This is a genomic window from Nocardia sp. NPDC058518, from assembly GCF_042719655.1.
Lineage (GTDB): Bacteria > Actinomycetota > Actinomycetes > Mycobacteriales > Mycobacteriaceae > Nocardia.
In genome coordinates this window covers 271,751-287,149 of the sequence record NZ_JBHXNJ010000004.1, presented here as the reverse complement: position 1 = coordinate 287,149, position 15,399 = coordinate 271,751, and the positions used below count along the sequence as shown (strand labels likewise).

The window sequence follows — 15,399 nt, the reverse complement described above, 5'->3', positions numbered from 1 at the left end:
CCGCTCCCCTCGTCGTGCTGTTTTGTGCGTGTCTGCGTCTGTTTGTGATGTCGCCCCCTCTCGTCTGGCGCGGCCTGGGGGGCCGGGGGGCCCGGCGCCCCCCCCCCCAATCCCTCATGCATGTTCAGCCATGCGTGTTCAGCGCAGGGTGACCTGACGCGAACGCAGACCATCACGCGAACGACGTTCTTCGCTGGTCATCGGCTCCGCATTGGCGAGTGCTTCGTCCAGGCGAGCACCGAATTCCCGTGCGGGAGCTTCCCATTCGGCCGGGTGCCGCTCGGGATCGAGGTCGAACACCGGCACCAGCAGACCGTGTGTGCGGAACGAACCGGCGAAGCGCGAACCCTCACCCAGGTGCAGGCCACCGGTGGCGTGCACGCGAGCCAGGGCCAGCATCAGCGCGTCTTCGTCCTCGGGACGCACCCAGCGCACATGCGCCTTCTCGCCCGCGTCGACCCACCAGGCCGCGCCGACCGAATCCGGGCCGAGGTCGAGGCGCGCCGAGGGCATGATGGCCTGCTTGGCCTGCTCGATCGTCGCCGCCACCTGCGGATCCGGGGTGACACCCTCGGGCACCCACCAGTCGAAGTCCTGGTGCACGGTGAGCTCGAGGTCGGCACCGGGATCGATGACATCGGCGAGGCGCGGACCACCGTCGACGGCGTCGGCGGAGTTCAGCGATTCGCCGGGCTCGGCCGACTGGGTCCACAGGATCGCCGCGGCGATATCGGCCGACGGGTCGTCGCCACGGAACTGCATCTGCGTGCCGACGAAGCCGACCGGCTCGTCGCCCGCCCGCACCAGCGCGGCCACCGCACCGGGCAGCACCGTCGCCAGGGTGACCTCGCGCTGCGCGGCCACACCGGGCGCGAGCTTCAAGGTCGCGGTCGCCGACGGCACGAACTCCCGCAGCGCCACCAGATCACATTCGGCGGCAAGCCCCTCGAACGGCCGTGTCACGGCCGCGGATGCCTGCTCCTGCGCCGCACGCCGCTGCGCGAGACGCTGAGCCCGATTACTGTCGGGCTTCGGACTGTTCCGCTTGCTTTTACCCACGCGTGGAGTTTATGGCCGAGCAGCAAGTTCGCTTACCGCGGCCCCTGCCCCAGGCTCGGCGAGGCCGCGGGCGGTCAGACTCCGGCCAGTAGGGCTTTCGTGCGGCCGGGGTGGTTGGTCGCGACCCAGCTGACGCCGAGGTCGGCGCACAGCGTGACGTCTTCGGGATCGTCGACGGTCCAGCAGTAGGTGGCCCGGCCCGCCGCGGCGGCCTTGTCGACGAGTTCGGGATGCTCGCGCAGGGTTTTCACCGACGGGCCGACAGCGGTCGCGCCGACCGTGGTGGCCGCGCCCCCGCCGAGGAACCGCGACGATTCGCCGAGCAGCACCGTGGGCAAAAGTGGTGCGGCACGGCGGATCCGCCAGACCGCGGTGGCCGCGAACGACATCACCACCGCGCGTGAGTGATCGGCCGAGGCAGGCGTGGCGATGCCGAAACGCTGGAGTTCGGCGAGCACCTTGTTCTCCACCAGGGCGCCGTAGCGCACCGGGTGCTTGGTCTCGATGAACAGTTTCGTCGGGCGGGTGCGCCAGTCGAGGACGAGTCCGATCAGGTCGCTCAGCGCGAGCACGCCCTGCGGCTCTTCCTCGGTGCCGAAGTTCATGTCGCGCAACTCGTCCAGCGTCAGTTCACTGACCAGGCCGGTGGCGTCGGCGGTGCGGTCGACGGTGCGGTCGTGCACGCAGACCAGGTGGCCGTCGCGGGTGAGCCGGACGTCGCATTCGACACCGTCGGCGCCCTCCTGCAGCGCTAGCTCGTACGCGGCGAGGGTGTGTTCGGGTCGTGCCGCCGACGCGCCACGATGCGCCACCACGAAGGGTGGGCGATTGTTCTGGCTCACTTGGCCACGACCTCCTCCTGCGTATTCTCGCCTGTCCGGACAGAATCCGCGCGTTCGACCTCATCGTGCCCGACGTCCTCGCGCGCCGCGTCATCGCGCGCCGCTACCGCGCCCGGCTCGACCGGCGCGATGACGACCTCGGCGGGATCGGCGGCCATCACCCAACGATGCGCCGACCTGACCTCCCCGCGCAGGTCACGGCCCTCTAGCGTGCGCACCATCCACAGCGTGAGCACCGCGAACCCGGCCGCGCAGAGGTTGGTGAAACCGGTGAACGAGACGCCGTCGGCCTCGGCCTGCAAGGTCGAGGCGTCGCGCCACAGCGTCGCCGCGATCAGCAGCAGCCCGCTCAATGCCCAAGCGGCCCACCAGATCCGCACGGCGCGGTGCGAACGAGGATCGGGGTCGGCGCCGAGCAGTTCGGTGAGGAACACGCCGGGCCAGATCAGGTTGACGCCCGGCACAAGGCATCCCGCGATCAGCGACCACCGCTTGCGCGGGTCACGCTTGCCATAGGCGGTGAACACGATCGTGCGCGCTTCGATCAGCCAGGCGACCAGCGACACGGCCGTCACCAGCGCACAGATCGGCGCGATGATGCCGAACACCAGCACCGTCGCATCGGAGATCCACAGCAGCCAGCCGGGAATGAGCCGGGCACGGTTCTGCAACAGGATCAGGTAGCGGCCGTATTCGGCGAGGCCTGCGAGCAGGAACGCGAACATGGTCGCGAGCAGCAGCCGGTCGCGCCTGACGGCGATACCGCGCAGCGGGCGCTCGGGTGTGCGGGCCGCGGACGGTGGCGGATCGAGCAGGCCCCAGCGCGGGGTCTGGGTGTAGCGGGGGGTCGGCCCGAGCGGGGCCGAGATGGTCGAGCCCGCTTTACGGGTGCGGTGGTCGGGCCTGCGCGCGACCCAGCGGTAGTTGCGCTGGGTGGCCGGTGCGTCGACCTTGCCGGGCGAGAGCAGCACCCCTCGGCAGCGCGGGCACCAGTGCATCGGCGCGCCCTGCACAGCCCACCGCGCACCACAGCGTGCACATGGTTGCACCACCGAACTCACCCGCGCACCCCGCTTCCGGACTAGTAGATCTTGGCTTCGTGTTCGCCGTCGGCGACCACCGGGCGGCCGGTCCGCTGCCAGGCCACCATGCCCCCCGCGACGTTTACCGCTTCGTACCCGATGTGGGCGAGATACCGGACGACCTCGATGGACCGGCCGCCCTGTCTGCACACGATGTAGAGCTCGGCGTCGATATCGAGCTCATCGAGGCGGGCAGGCACGTCGACCATCGGGATGTGGATCGCGCCCGGCGCGTGCCCGAGGTTCCATTCGTCGGGTTCGCGCACGTCGAGCAGCTGCGCGCCCGGCGCCGGGTCCGCGTGGTCGAACGCGGCGGGTACCGCACCCACCGGCACCGTGGGGACATCGGAGCTCGTCACGCCTCGATCCTGCCATGCCGCGCGGATCGCCGGGCGAGCCTGTGCGAGGACGAGGTGTCGCGCGGGCCCCAGCTACCGGTCAGCACACAGACAACGGGAACCGGCTGCCGACGACGCCGACAGCCGGGTGGAACCAGCCGGGAACGACCGATCCGGGACTCCCCTCCATGTCATCCCGGAGCGGTCGTTCGCCGCTGACGTCGGGATTCGTGGAGTGTGTTCTGTCCCGACATCTACTTGGACGCAAGCGGGACCGATTCGGTTCCATAAAAACGAGAACACTAGAGAAAATCTTAAATCCTGGGATCTGGGCGGCCAGATCGGTAGCCTGGGCGCATGAACGTGAGCAGGGGGCTACTCGACAGTTTCGACATCAACGGCTTGAATACCGCTTTGTCCGAATCCACGTGTCTAGGGGTAGAAGTGGATGCCGAGGCGGGCCGGCTGCAACTCGCTCTGGAGGTGCTGACGCTACCCACGGATGGACCTACGCCGATCGACACGAAAGTCCTGCTCACCTTCACCGGAGTCACCCGCGTAGCGGCCTCCCTGCGCATCCAGCGCTGGGACGATGTCGACGCCCGCGTGCTTCCCCTGACCCTCGACCAGCTCGACGAGGCCATCGAGAGCTTCGGCGGCGGTGGGCTGCACGGGTGGGAGTTCATCGACCTCGACGACAGCGGGTGGACGCTGTGGAGTGAGCTGCTCAGCTTCGACACCGTGCTCGATCAGCGCATCGCCGCTCATGTCATCGAGTTCTCCCAGGAGGAGGGCATCGATCCGCGTGAGCTCGATGTACGGGTGTGGTTCGACAAGATCGCCGTTACCGACACGGCGGGGCTCGAGATTCCGATGAAGGAGTTCATCGACGGTGGGCGGCGCTGGTGGGACGCGCATGCCACGGGCGATGCCAGGGCGTCGAAGGCCGACATCGCGCCGCCGCTGTAAGATTCGCGGCCCGCGACCACAGGCCACGCCCGCGAAGTTTCCATCCCGGTGATCCCAAGGGAATGCGGAGCCGCGTGTTTGAGGTTGCAGCGAGCGGGTGTACGAATGATGGTTGGTGTTGTCGTCCGAACTGGGCGCACACAGCCCGACACACGGAAAGGGACATCGTGGCCGTCTACACGCTGCCGGAACTCGATTACGACTTCGGCGCACTGGAGCCTCACATCTCCGGTGAGATCAATGAGATCCACTACACCAAGCACCACGCTGCCTACGTCGCAGGCGCCAACAAGGCGCTCGAGCAGCTCGAGGAAGCCCGCGAGTCCGGCGACCTGGCTGCCATCCTGCTGCTGGAGAAGAACCTGGCCTTCCACCTCGGTGGCCACTACAACCACTCCGTCTGGTGGAAGAACCTCTCCCCCAACGGCGGCGACCAGCCGGACGGCGACCTGGCCGCGGCCATCGCCGACCAGTTCGGCTCGTTCGACAAGTTCCGCGCGCAGTTCACCGCTGCCGCCAACGGCCTGCAGGGCTCCGGCTGGGCCGTCCTGGGTTACGACACCCTCGGCCAGAAGCTGCTGACCTTCCAGCTGTACGACCAGCAGGCCAACGTGCCCACCGGCATCATCCCGCTGCTGCAGGTCGACATGTGGGAGCACGCCTTCTACCTGCAGTACAAGAACGTCAAGGCCGACTACGTGACGGCGTTCTGGAACGTCGTCAACTGGGCCGACGTGCAGGACCGCTTCGCTCGGGCCGTCGGCCAGGGCAAGGGCCTCATCTTCGGGTGATCTAAGCCTTTTCAACGGGCTCGCATGCGACGTTCGCATGCGGGCCCGTTGTCGTTTTTGCCCGATTAGCACTCTTTGGTACTTGTGTGCCAGACGGGTATGGGGCTATTCCTGTTCTATACGGGCACAGTCGCCCCCGTTAGTCGGGAGGCCATCATGAATACACAGGGTCCGATCGGGATCACGCCGTTTCAGGCGCGTGGGCGGTTGAGCGGGTTCGTGGTTTCGGGGCGGTGGCCGGATACCACCAAGGAATGGGCGCAGGTGCTGGTGCTGGCCGTGCGGGTGGCGTCGATGCCGGGGCTGCTGATGACCACCACCGTGTTCGGGGTGCGCGAGGAGCTGCCCGACGATCCGGAACCCGGCACGGTGGGACTGGTGATAGCGGAAGGGCCGGTGCTCGGGGACGAGGCGATCGAACCCGGCCGGTTCGCCGCACACGTGCCGCCGGCGCTGCTGATGCTGCATCCGCCCTCGGAGACCCGTCCGTCGCTGCCCGAATGCGTGGGCGCGGCCTCGGGCTGTGTGCTGCTGCCCGGCGTGCCGCATCTCGGTTTGGAACATCGCGCGGCGTGGGCCGAGGCCGAACTCGACGGCACGATCACCTCGCTGGTGAGCCGGGTCGGGATGGATCTGATCAGCGATCCCGACACCGCCGTGCTCGCGATGCTGCTGGCCGCCTGAATATTTCGCTCGCATCGGGTTGGCGAACGGCTGGCAACGGGTCTGCGTGCGACTGAAATCAGGGAAGCCGAACTATCACCGCAGCGTGCCCAAACTTATTGTGCCCATTGAGATTTGGGTTACCAAGAGTTGGCATTCCGGGAGCAACCGGGCTACTGTGGAAAACAGCGAAGGGGAGTAGCCCGCAATCGCCCAGTCGACATACTGATCGTCCGCCGAAACTCGGTGCGGTCCGGCTGTGCGAACCGGCCATCACCGGTGGGCGAGACCTTCGGCCACGAACCGATCCGTAGACCGGTGTGGCTGGAGGCGCACCCGTCTTTCAGCCGCAGGCCGGAGTATTTTCCTGGGAGCTGACTTCATGATCGCCACGATCCTGCTGAGCTTCGGCGTGCTCTTCCTCGCCGAACTCGGCGACAAATCGCAACTCATGGCGCTGACCTTCTCGCTGCGCTACCGCTGGTGGGTGGTGCTGGCAGGCATCAGCGTCGCCAGCGTGGCCGTGAACCTCATCGCCGCGGGCGTCGGCCATTTCCTCGGCACCGCGCTTCCCGCGAACGCCATCGCCGTCATCACCGCACTAACCCTGCTCGCGGTCGGCCTCTGGACGCTGCGCGACGCGCTGACCAGCACTGACGACTCCGAAGAAGCTCCCGCGCCGCCGAGCGCGCGCAACGCCTTCCTGGTCGTCATCTCCGCCTTCACCCTCGCCGAACTCGGCGACCGCACCATGTTCGCCGCCGCCGCCCTCGCCTCCAACAACAACTGGCTGGCCGTCTGGATCGGCTCGGTCGCCGGCATGGTCGCCGCGGGTGGACTGGCGATCCTGGTCGGCAAGATCGCGGGCAAGCACCTGCCCGAGCGCGGCATCGCCATCGCCTCGGGCCTGCTGTTCCTGTTCTTCGCGGGCAAGACGGTGCTCGACGCGTTCGTGCCCGCGCTGGGTGGTTGGGGTTCGGTGGGGGTCGCCCTGATCGCACCCGCGCTGCTCGGGCTCGGTGTCGCCGTCTGGCGTTTGCGGGCGAAGTCCGCCGTGCGCGACGAGCTCGCCGACATCGAGGTGGACTCCGGACTCAGCCGGAAACGCTAGGCGAAGGCGTTGCCGTAGAGCGCGCCGGAGCGCACGGCCAGTGCGATCAGCTGATCCTTGATACCGCGCAGACTGTCCGGGTCGTCGGCGGCGATCCGGCCGGTGACCATGGCGCCGATGGCGGCCGCCAGGGTCGCGCAGGCGAACCGCTGGTCCTCGGATTCGGCGCCGAGCATGGTGGCGACCACCTCGACGAAACGATGTTGCAAGGCCATCCGCGCCTCGATGGCCGACGAGCCGACCGCGTAGACCTCGACCAGGAACAAGCGGGCCGAGGCCGGGTCGTCGATCATGTGGTCGAAGTAGGCGGTGAGGATGCGGTCCATCCTGGTGCGCGCGTCGGTGTCGGCGCAGTCGGCGATCACCGTCTGGAGTTTCTCGGCCAGCGCGCCGGACACCCGATCGAAGGCCGCGTTGAAGCAGTCCTCTTTCGAGCGGAACAACTCGTAGAACGTTTCCCGTGAAACCCCGGCCCGCTTGAGTACGGCCGCGACCGGCGTGCCGACATACCCGCCGACGGTCATCGCCTCGCCCATCGCGACGAGAATGCGCTCACGCTGAGAGGCGATGACTTCCTCACGCGACAGGTGGTGGCGTCCACGCGGAAGTTGTTGCCGCAGGGTCGAATCGCTCATGCTTGCCGTTCCATTCTGCGGGGTCGGGCCGGCTGTTCGGTGGTGAAGGGGGCGTCCTCGGTGCGGGCGATATCGATGGCGCGGGCCAGGCGGTCGCCCTGCACCCGCTGCACGACCAGTTGGGCCAGCGGCCGAAACGGCCGGACCAACGCTACCCACCAGGGTGAGACCACGGTTTTGCGCCGTCGCGCGATGGCTCGTTCCAGCGCGTCGACCGCGGGACCGACCGGTGAGATCCCGGTCAGGCTGGTCTCCCCCAGCACGGTGTGCGCGGCCGCTGTGCCGAATCCGCGCACCGTCATGTCGGTGTCGATCCCGGCGAAGTAGCTGACCCCCACCTTCGCCCCGCTCGACCGCAGTTCCGCGCGCAGTGTGGCGCCGAGCGAGGCCACCGCCGCAGCGGAGGCGCTATAAGCCCCGCCGAGCGGCAACTGCACGGACGTGGAGATCGACGACATCATCAGCACATACCCGCCCGGATGCGAAAGATGCGCGCCCGCCGCCGACACCGTGTAGGCGACCCCGAGCACATTCACCGCGAGGGTCTCCTCGAGCACCGACGGATCCCCGCCGATCATCGCCATCTGCTTGGCGACCCCCGCATTGGCCACCAGCACATCGAGCCCACCGAGCTCGGCGACCAACGCCTCGACCACCCGCTCGACCTGCGCCCGATCGGCCACATCGCAATACCGCCACGGCACACCACCGCATTCCGCGGCCACTTCGGCCAGCAGTTCCGGTTCGAGCCCGAGCAGGGCGACATGGGCGCCGCGAGCGGCCAATCGACGAGCCAGCGCGGCACCGATCCCACGTGCGGCCCCGGTGATCAGGACCTTGCGTCCGGCCACGGAAGGACCGGCGAACGATCTCATGACGGCACGCTACCACCGGCAAACACCGGTGTTCACGACGATTTCCACACCGCCCGATATGGGTGTTCCAGACCACACCCCGCACACGCTAAGGTGCCCTTATTGGCAAGCGGCACAATAAGCCGCAACCCATAGAGTTCTAGGCGTACCCCCGCCCCGCGAACAACTGGGGTGCGACGAAGGAGCACGTTCTCGGCGCGCCTCCGCCTCTGGACTGACCGAAGGGTGCGACGAAGGAGTGCCCGTAGGGAGGGAAGAGGCGGAGTTAAGCGCCGAGAACAGCGGCACCAGCCGCAATTAACAGAGAGAGGACCATCAGTGGAGATTTCGGGTTCCGCCGCCATTGTCACCGGAGGCGCGTCCGGCCTCGGTGCCGCCACCGCCAAGCGGCTCGCCGACGCGGGCGCCACCGTCTTCGGCCTGGATGTCCCCCAGTCCATCGAGCGCGCGGGCGACAACGTCCCCGCCGGGGTCACCCTGATCGCGGCCGACGTGACCAGCGGTGACGAGGTCGCCGCCGCGATCGCCACGATCACCGAGGGCCCGGCGCCGCTGCGCATCGTGGTCAACTGTGCCGGTGTCGGCTGGGCGGGCCGCATCCTGTCCAAGAACGGCCCGCACGACCTGGAGCTGTTCCGCACCGTCATCACCGTGAACCTGCTCGGCACGTTCAACGTGATGCGCCTGGCTGCCGACGTGATCGCCAAGACCGAGCCGGTCGACGAGTACGGCCAGCGCGGCGTGGTCATCAACACCGCCTCGGTGGCGGCCTTCGAGGGCCAGGTCGGCCAGATCGCGTACTCCGCGTCCAAGGGCGGCGTCCACGGCATGACCGTCCCCGCCGCCCGCGACCTCGCCCAGTTCGGCATCCGCGTCAACACCATCGCCCCCGGCATCATCGACACCCCGATGCTCGCCGGCGTCACCCCCGAATACCGCGCGGGCCTCGAAGCCGGCGTCCCCTTCCCCTCCCGCCTCGGCCGTCCCGACGAATACGCCCAGCTGGTGGAATACATCGCCGCGCACGACTACCTCAACGGCGAAACCATCCGCATGGACGGCGCCCTGCGCATGGCCCCGCGCTAGTCACCCGGCATGCCGATCGACGGCGCCCTGTCCACCCGGGCAGGGCGCCGTCGGCGTCTCAGGGTGCGGTGCCGATGCCGAAGAGGGCGGTGGTGCGCAGTGGGGTGTTCGGGCGGTAGGTGACGGTGAGATGGTCGACGGCCGCTTCGGTGCGGCGTTGCCATTCCTCCTCGCCCACTTCGTCTCTCACGACAGCGAGGTTGGCGCTGCTGCGGGTCAGCGATTCCCACAGGGCGGCGGCATCCGGGTACTGGACCTCGACGGTGTGCTGCTGGATCCGCACGTCGAGCAAGCCCGCCGCGCGCATCTCCGCGTCGAAGACCCTGGGGTTCTCGAGGCTGCGCGGATTCGGTTGTGGGAGTGCGGCCGTCGGATCGGCCGCGACGAGTGCGCCGAACAGTGCTCGCATGAGCGAGGATTCGGCGGCAGATGCCCAGGCGGCGACGACCGCGGTGCCGCCGGGGCGCAGGACGCGGTGCAGTTCGGCGAAGCCCTTGGGCCGGTCGGGAAAGAACATCAGGCCGAACAGGGAGAAGGCCGCGTCGAACGAGTTGTCGTCGTAGGGCAATGCCTGTCCGTCACCGACCTGCGCGGTGATCGCGGGGTGGTCGGCGGCGGCCGCGACCAATTGGTCGATCATCGACGCCGAGAGATCGACGGCTTGCACTTCGGCCCCGAGCTCGGCGGCGGCGACGCTCAACAACCCGGTACCCGCCGCCACGTCGACGATCTTCGATTCCGAGCTGATGGTGACGTATTCGAGTGCGTGAGCGGCGAAGGGAGCGAGCACGGTCGCGCCGGTCGCGGCGTATCCCTCGGCGACGAGATCCCATGGGCGAACACCGGACGACAACTGTTCTGACATAACAACATTCATACCGCTTGTCGGCAGGTCGTCAATACGCGAAAGTCGCGGTGGTCGAGGGTTCGGATGTCCTCACACCGGGCGGGTGAAGGTGACCAGGGAGCGGCCAGGGCCGTTGTAGTCGGGAATGGGGCCGGTGACTGTGAAGCCGAGGCTGCGGTGGAAGTCGATCGAGGTGTAGTTGGCGGGGGATGTTATCGCGGTGACGGTGGTGCGGTTGTCGGAGCGGGCGATGGTGAAGAAGGCTTCGTAGAGGGTTCTGCCCAGGCCGGATTTGCGGGCGTCGGGGCGGACGGCGACGAAGTGGATGTAGGCCGTGTAAGGGTCGGAAGGTGAGCCGAAACCGACCAGGAAACCCGAGATTCCGTCACCGTCGGAGGCGATGAGGCTGGTGCGATGGAAGTGGTCGAGGAACATCCTCGGGAGGTTGTGGACGGCGGCTCGGCCCCACCAGTTGTCGACTACGCCGATGATTTTGTCGTAGTCGTCGGGTCTTGCCCGACGAATTTCGTGCCCCACCATCCTTCAATGGTGAACCCAGCGCGCTGCGCTAGCACCAGAATTGCAAGTGAACAAAACTGCCCGCCACCGAAACCGGCAGCGGGCAGTTCGCAAGACCTCCAGCTCAGACCGTTCGGGTCAGGCGCTCGGTGAGGAGCTGGGCGAAGCGGGCGGGGTCCTTGAGTTCGCCGCCCTCGGCGAGAACCGCTGTGCCGTAGAGGAGTTCGGCGGTTTCGGCGAGTTCGGGGACCTTGCCTTCGTCGGCGTCGGACTTGCGGGCGTCGTAAGCGTCGCGCAGGCCCGTCACCAGGGGGTGGGTCGGGTTGAGCTCGAGGATGCGCTTGGACTCCGGCAGGGCCTGGCCCGAGGCGCGGTACATGCGCTCGAGCATGGGGGTGAAGTCGTAGACGTCACCGACCAGGCAGGCGGGTGAGGTGGTGAGGCGGTTGGTGAGGCGGACCTCCTTGGCCACATCGGTCAACGTGCCGCCGAGCCAGCCGAGCAGGTCGCCGAAGTCCTTGTCCTGCTGTTCGCGCAGGGCTTCGGTTTCCTTCTTCTCGTCCTCGGTTTCCAGGTCCACCTCGCCCTTGGCGATGGACTGGAATTTCTTGCCCTGGAATTCAGGGACCGAGCCGACCCACATCTCGTCGACGGGATCGGTGAGGATCAGCACCTCGCGGCCCTTGGCGGTGAAGGCTTCCAGGTGCGGCGAGTTCTCCACCTGCGCACGGCTTTCGCCGGTCATGTAGTAGATCGAGTCCTGGCCGTCCTTGCACCGCTCCACGTACTGCGCGAGCGTGGTGAGCTCGGACTCCGAGGCGGTGGAGGTGAAAGACGAGACGGTGAGCAGGGTTTCGCGGTTGTCGGTGTCGGAGAGCAAGCCCTCCTTGAGGACTCGGCCGAACTGCGACCAGAACGTCTGGTACCTGGTCTGATCCTCGGCGCCCTGCATCTCCTTGATCGTCGAGAGCACCTTCTTCACCAGGCGCTTGCGGATCATCTGGATCTGGCGGTCCTGCTGGAGGATCTCGCGCGAGACATTGAGCGAGAGGTCCTGCGCGTCGACGACTCCCTTGACGAAGCGCAGGTACTCCGGCATCAGCTCTTCGCAGTTGTCCATGATGAACACCCGACGCACGTAGAGCTGCACACCGCGCTTGTGCTCACGGGTGAACAGGTCGAACGGCGCGATCGACGGAATGAACAGCAGCGCTTGGTATTCGAAGGTGCCTTCGGCCTTCATCGGGATGATCTCGAGCGGCTCGTCCCAGGCGTGCGAAACGTGGTGGTAGAACTCCTTGTACTCCTCCTCGCTCACCTCGCTGCGCGGCCGCGTCCACAACGCCTTCTGCGAGTTGAGGATCTGGTCCTCGACGACGGTCTTCTCGACCTTGTCCTCGCCCTCCCCCTCGGTCACCGTGCGCTCGACCTGCATGCGGATCGGCCAGGCGATGAAGTCGGAGTACTTGCGCACGATCTCGCGCAGCTTCCATTCCTGCGTGTAGTCGAAGAGGTGATCGTCTTCGTCGGCAGGCTTGAGCTCGAGGGTCACCGAGGTGCCCTGCGGTGCGTCGGCGACGGTGTCGATGGAGTAGGTGGAGCTGCCCGCGGCGGCTTCCCAGCGGGTGCCTTCGGTCTCGCCTGCCTTGCGGGTGGTGAGGACGACCCGGTCGGCGACCATGAAGGTGGAATAGAAGCCGATGCCGAACTGGCCGATCAGCTCCTCGGCGGCGGCATCGGACTTGGCCTCGGTCAGCTTGCGGCGCAGATCGGCGGTGCCGGACTTGGCGAGGGTGCCGATCAGGTCGATCACTTCGGCGCGCGACATACCGATGCCGTTGTCGCGGACGGTCAGGACGCGCTTCTCCTGGTCGACATCCAGCTCGATGTGCAGGTCGGCGGTGTCTGCGCCCAGGTCTTTGTCCTGGTAGGCCGCCAGTTTGAGCTTGTCGAGTGCGTCGGAAGCGTTCGAGATCAGCTCCCGGAGGAAGGTGTCTTTGTTGGAGTAGACCGAATGGATCATCAGCTCGAGGAGCTGGTGGGTTTCGGCCTGGAACTCGAGGGTTTCGACGTGCTGCTCAGTCACGCCCCCGATGGTATTACCGTCCGAAATCGGCCAGTGAGGGAACCTCGGCAACCGCCCGCTTCGACATCCAATCGCGCAGCACCTGGGTGGCGCGCACATCGTCTTCGTTGTAGACGAACAAGCGGGTGCGCTGGGACATGTCGATGACGTCGTCGTACCCGACGGCGCGGCGGTACCAGCCCATCGACGCCTCGCCGCCTGCTTCCGGATCACGCCAGCCGAATCCGGCGACGGGCGCGATCTTCTTGAGTCCCTTGCCGTTCGGGCAGATGAACTGCTCGGTGACGGCCTGGAACATGTCGACCCATTCCTTCGAGTCGACGAACGCGCGCACTTCCTCGTGCGTCGGGACGCCGGGGCGCCCGGCGAACCGGCGGGCCGATTCGTAGAGCCACTTGTCCTCGGCGGTACGCGAATAGCAATAGGCGGCAAAGGTTTTGCCCGCGTCGTGAGCTTCGGCGCGCCGCTGCATCAACCAGGTCCAGAACTCGCCGAACGAGCGGCCCTCGTCCTCGGTGGGCAGCGGATCCCAGGTGACGAACGGGCGGTAGACGTCGTCGAGCAGGGTGCCCCACAGGTAGGCGCCGTCTTCCTGGTAACTCTCCAGGTCGACGTCGATCTCCACATCGGCGCGACGCACGCTCACCTGCTCGAACCGGCGCACCAGCGGAGCGCCGTCGATCCAGGCGCGCGCGGTGACGACGGTCTCGGCGAACGGGCCGTGCTGCCAATCGTCGGGGTCGTCGCCCTCCCAGGCTGCCAGTTCGTCGACCGTCTCGATCCCGTGCAGGCGCAGCACGTCGGCGCGCGAACCCGGTGCGACCAGGCTCACATCACGCATCTGCGCCAGCGTCGCCTCACAACTGGGTTGTCCCTCGGGACCTCGCACCCACCACGGGCACTGCCTGCACTCGGGCACCTTCGACGGTTGGGTCGGCAGTTCGCCGCGCACCACCGCGATGCGGTCGGCGTAGCGCAGGTCGTAGTCGGCGAGCACGCTCGTCAGGTCGTGCACCAGGATGCGGTCGGCGACCAGGCCGATCGCACCGCCGATCAGGGCGGGACTGGCCATGCCGTAGCGCTGCAACATGCGGTACAGGTGGGCGAGGCGCTGCTGGTCGCGCGGCTGCGGACGCAGTTTCACGTGCTTGTCGCGGCGGGGCTGCCAGCGGAACAGGTCCGAGGTCAGCGGGTGGAAATCGGCGGGGTCGGGCCTGCGCGGGTCGGTGACCTTGTGGTTGACCACGATGATGGGGATATAGCCGCCGCGGTCGTCGTCGCGCAGCAGGATCTCGACACCACCGCGTCGACCGGTATCGGGCTCCTGGGGCAGCAGTCCGCCCCAGATGCGGGGGGCGCCCGCCTCGATGGCGGCCATCGTGGCAGCGGCCTTGGCCGCACCACGCAATTCCGGGTCGATCACCACCCAGTCGGCGGGGGCGGCCGCGACCAGTTCGTCGCGGATCCTGGTGCGATGAGCGGTGGCGGCGTCGCGGCGCTGCTGCACGCCCGGATCCTCACGAACCTCGGCGAGCACGCCCGGATTCTCGGCATCCAGGCGCAGGCGATGCCTGCATCCGATCAGTGAGCGCGCATCCAGGAAGGCGATGCGGAAATCCGCAGCGGAAGCGGGGACCGGGCTACGCACCGGCCCGCCGTCGAAGTCGTCCTCGGCTGCACGCACGCAAGCAGTATGGGCCTTACCCCCGACACAATGCCCAATCGCTACCCTGAGCCCACTACGCTACGAAGAACGGCAGGCCGCTTGGAGGCGGTGCTGCCTCATGACTTGGCGAGCATGACGGAGGGCCTGATCCCATGGGGTTGTTCAGCAAGCGGAAGCGGCGGCCGAGCCGACGCGCTGAGGCGAAAGCACTCAAGCACAAAGCCGTGGTGGAGGCGAAGCTGGGCGCCAAGAACGAGCGCAAGGCGGCCAAGGCGGGCGAGCGCGTGAACCGCCGCACGGCCAAGGCACAGGCACGCACGGCCGACAAGGTCGCCAAGGCACAGATCGCGACCCTGCAGGCCGAGGAGAAAGCCGCCCAGAAGGCCGCCGCGAAAGCCGACCGCGAACTGTTCAGCGCGAGTCAGATCCGCAAGTACATCGGGGTGGCCAGGGTCCTCATCCCCGTGCTCGCCCCGCTGGCCTACCGCGGCGCCACGATGCTGCGCGGGCAGCTCGACGCGCGCAAGGCGCAGCAGCTCGGGATCGGCATGGACCAGCTGAGCGAGTTCAGCGGGCACGGTGCGCGCCTGCAGGCCCGCATCACCAACACCGAGGAAGCCCTCGACAAGATCGCCGCCGACAAGGCGGGCGATGCCGACACCGAGAAGTTCGTCGCAGCGGCCCGCTCGCGCATGGCCGACCTGAACGTGGCGGTGCGCACGGCCGAGCAGATGCCCGCCGCGCGTCGCAAGGCCGTGCACGCGTCGATCTCGGCGGAGCTGGCCGTGCTCGAGAACGACGTGCTCGCCCGCCTCGGCGTTCGCTGATTC

Annotated in this window: 16 protein-coding genes; 6 read left to right on the top strand and 10 right to left on the bottom strand. The window is 67.6% G+C overall.

All coding sequences use genetic code 11. The features are described from left to right. Positions 1-138: 138 nt before the first annotated feature. The 4 genes from ACFWPX_RS10350 to ACFWPX_RS10335 form a co-directional block, all read right to left on the bottom strand. The gene (locus tag ACFWPX_RS10350; RefSeq protein WP_378914948.1) at positions 139-1,059 is read right to left on the bottom strand and encodes a DUF5926 family protein; all 921 of its coding nucleotides are present in this window, start codon (positions 1,057-1,059) and stop codon (positions 139-141) included. A gap of 74 nt (positions 1,060-1,133) precedes the next feature. Next, positions 1,134-1,901, bottom strand: coding sequence for a glycerophosphodiester phosphodiesterase (locus ACFWPX_RS10345; RefSeq protein WP_378927131.1), 768 nt, complete (start codon positions 1,899-1,901; stop codon positions 1,134-1,136). Continuing rightward, positions 1,898-2,899 carry a DUF4328 domain-containing protein gene (locus ACFWPX_RS10340; RefSeq protein ID WP_378927129.1) on the bottom strand — a complete coding sequence of 334 codons (1,002 nt, stop codon included), beginning with the start codon at positions 2,897-2,899 and terminating at the stop codon, positions 1,898-1,900. The genes ACFWPX_RS10345 and ACFWPX_RS10340 overlap by 4 nt, the downstream gene beginning before the upstream one ends. Before the next feature lie 83 nt (positions 2,900-2,982). Then, positions 2,983-3,342, bottom strand: a complete 360-nt coding sequence (locus ACFWPX_RS10335; protein WP_378914951.1) for a rhodanese-like domain-containing protein — start codon at positions 3,340-3,342, stop codon at positions 2,983-2,985. Positions 3,343-3,678: 336 nt separating this feature from the next. Here ACFWPX_RS10335 and ACFWPX_RS10330 point away from each other — a divergent pair, with 336 nt between their 5' ends. The 4 genes from ACFWPX_RS10330 (at position 3,679) to ACFWPX_RS10315 (ending at position 6,855) form a co-directional block, all read left to right on the top strand. Continuing rightward, entirely contained in the window at positions 3,679-4,290 is a 612-nt protein-coding gene (locus ACFWPX_RS10330) for a hypothetical protein (protein ID WP_378914952.1), read from the top strand. Positions 4,291-4,457: 167 nt separating this feature from the next. After that, positions 4,458-5,081, top strand: coding sequence for a superoxide dismutase (locus tag ACFWPX_RS10325; RefSeq protein WP_194825332.1), 624 nt, complete (start codon positions 4,458-4,460; stop codon positions 5,079-5,081). 156 nt (positions 5,082-5,237) lie between these two features. After that, complete coding sequence (locus tag ACFWPX_RS10320) at positions 5,238-5,765, top strand: peptidase (protein ID WP_378914954.1); 528 nt, start codon at positions 5,238-5,240, stop codon at positions 5,763-5,765. Positions 5,766-6,126: 361 nt separating this feature from the next. Then, a complete protein-coding gene (locus ACFWPX_RS10315) occupies positions 6,127-6,855 on the top strand; it encodes a TMEM165/GDT1 family protein (protein WP_378927127.1) in 729 nt (242 codons plus the stop codon). Here the strand turns inward: ACFWPX_RS10315 and ACFWPX_RS10310 are convergent. Both ACFWPX_RS10310 and ACFWPX_RS10305 read right to left on the bottom strand, forming a co-directional pair. Next, the gene (locus ACFWPX_RS10310) at positions 6,852-7,490 is read right to left on the bottom strand and encodes a TetR/AcrR family transcriptional regulator (protein ID WP_378914958.1); all 639 of its coding nucleotides are present in this window, start codon (positions 7,488-7,490) and stop codon (positions 6,852-6,854) included. The two genes, ACFWPX_RS10315 and ACFWPX_RS10310, sit on opposite strands and share 4 nt — an antisense overlap. Further along, positions 7,487-8,365 carry an SDR family NAD(P)-dependent oxidoreductase gene (locus ACFWPX_RS10305; protein WP_378927126.1) on the bottom strand — a complete coding sequence of 293 codons (879 nt, stop codon included), beginning with the start codon at positions 8,363-8,365 and terminating at the stop codon, positions 7,487-7,489. Before ACFWPX_RS10305 ends, ACFWPX_RS10310 begins: the two co-directional genes overlap by 4 nt. A gap of 318 nt (positions 8,366-8,683) precedes the next feature. Here ACFWPX_RS10305 and ACFWPX_RS10300 point away from each other — a divergent pair, with 318 nt between their 5' ends. Further along, on the top strand, positions 8,684-9,451 hold the full coding sequence (locus ACFWPX_RS10300; RefSeq protein ID WP_378914962.1) for an SDR family NAD(P)-dependent oxidoreductase: 768 nt from the start codon (positions 8,684-8,686) through the stop codon (positions 9,449-9,451). A 58-nt stretch (positions 9,452-9,509) separates the two neighbouring features. Here ACFWPX_RS10300 and ACFWPX_RS10295 read toward each other — a convergent pair whose 3' ends face one another. The 4 genes from ACFWPX_RS10295 to ACFWPX_RS10280 all read right to left on the bottom strand — a co-directional run bounded on the left by ACFWPX_RS10295 (position 9,510) and on the right by ACFWPX_RS10280 (position 14,551). Then, the gene (locus ACFWPX_RS10295) at positions 9,510-10,316 is read right to left on the bottom strand and encodes a class I SAM-dependent methyltransferase (protein WP_378927125.1); all 807 of its coding nucleotides are present in this window, start codon (positions 10,314-10,316) and stop codon (positions 9,510-9,512) included. A gap of 72 nt (positions 10,317-10,388) precedes the next feature. After that, positions 10,389-10,838, bottom strand: a complete 450-nt coding sequence (locus ACFWPX_RS10290) for a GNAT family N-acetyltransferase (protein WP_378914966.1) — start codon at positions 10,836-10,838, stop codon at positions 10,389-10,391. 103 nt (positions 10,839-10,941) lie between these two features. Next, complete coding sequence (gene htpG, locus ACFWPX_RS10285; protein WP_378927124.1) at positions 10,942-12,903, bottom strand: molecular chaperone HtpG; 1,962 nt, start codon at positions 12,901-12,903, stop codon at positions 10,942-10,944. Positions 12,904-12,916: 13 nt separating this feature from the next. Further along, positions 12,917-14,551, bottom strand: a complete 1,635-nt coding sequence (locus ACFWPX_RS10280; protein ID WP_378915274.1) for a TM0106 family RecB-like putative nuclease — start codon at positions 14,549-14,551, stop codon at positions 12,917-12,919. A gap of 170 nt (positions 14,552-14,721) precedes the next feature. On the opposite strand from ACFWPX_RS10280, the gene ACFWPX_RS10275 reads away from it, so the two are divergent. Further along, the gene (locus ACFWPX_RS10275; RefSeq protein WP_378927123.1) at positions 14,722-15,396 is read left to right on the top strand and encodes a DUF6474 family protein; all 675 of its coding nucleotides are present in this window, start codon (positions 14,722-14,724) and stop codon (positions 15,394-15,396) included. Positions 15,397-15,399 lie beyond the last annotated feature (3 nt).

Excerpts from the sequence above, each read along its gene's own strand:
- ACFWPX_RS10340 (WP_378927129.1), bottom strand. The coding sequence starts at position 2,899 with ATGCACTGGTGCCCGCGCTGCCGAGGGGTGCTGCTCTCGCCCGGCAAG.
- ACFWPX_RS10330 (WP_378914952.1), top strand. The coding sequence starts at position 3,679 with ATGAACGTGAGCAGGGGGCTACTCGACAGTTTCGACATCAACGGCTTG.
- ACFWPX_RS10320 (WP_378914954.1), top strand. The coding sequence starts at position 5,238 with ATGAATACACAGGGTCCGATCGGGATCACGCCGTTTCAGGCGCGTGGG.
- ACFWPX_RS10315 (WP_378927127.1), top strand. The coding sequence starts at position 6,127 with ATGATCGCCACGATCCTGCTGAGCTTCGGCGTGCTCTTCCTCGCCGAA.
- ACFWPX_RS10310 (WP_378914958.1), bottom strand. The coding sequence starts at position 7,490 with ATGAGCGATTCGACCCTGCGGCAACAACTTCCGCGTGGACGCCACCAC.
- ACFWPX_RS10305 (WP_378927126.1), bottom strand. The coding sequence starts at position 8,365 with ATGAGATCGTTCGCCGGTCCTTCCGTGGCCGGACGCAAGGTCCTGATC.
- ACFWPX_RS10295 (WP_378927125.1), bottom strand. The coding sequence starts at position 10,316 with ATGTCAGAACAGTTGTCGTCCGGTGTTCGCCCATGGGATCTCGTCGCC.
- ACFWPX_RS10290 (WP_378914966.1), bottom strand. The coding sequence starts at position 10,838 with ATGGTGGGGCACGAAATTCGTCGGGCAAGACCCGACGACTACGACAAA.
- ACFWPX_RS10275 (WP_378927123.1), top strand. The coding sequence starts at position 14,722 with ATGGGGTTGTTCAGCAAGCGGAAGCGGCGGCCGAGCCGACGCGCTGAG.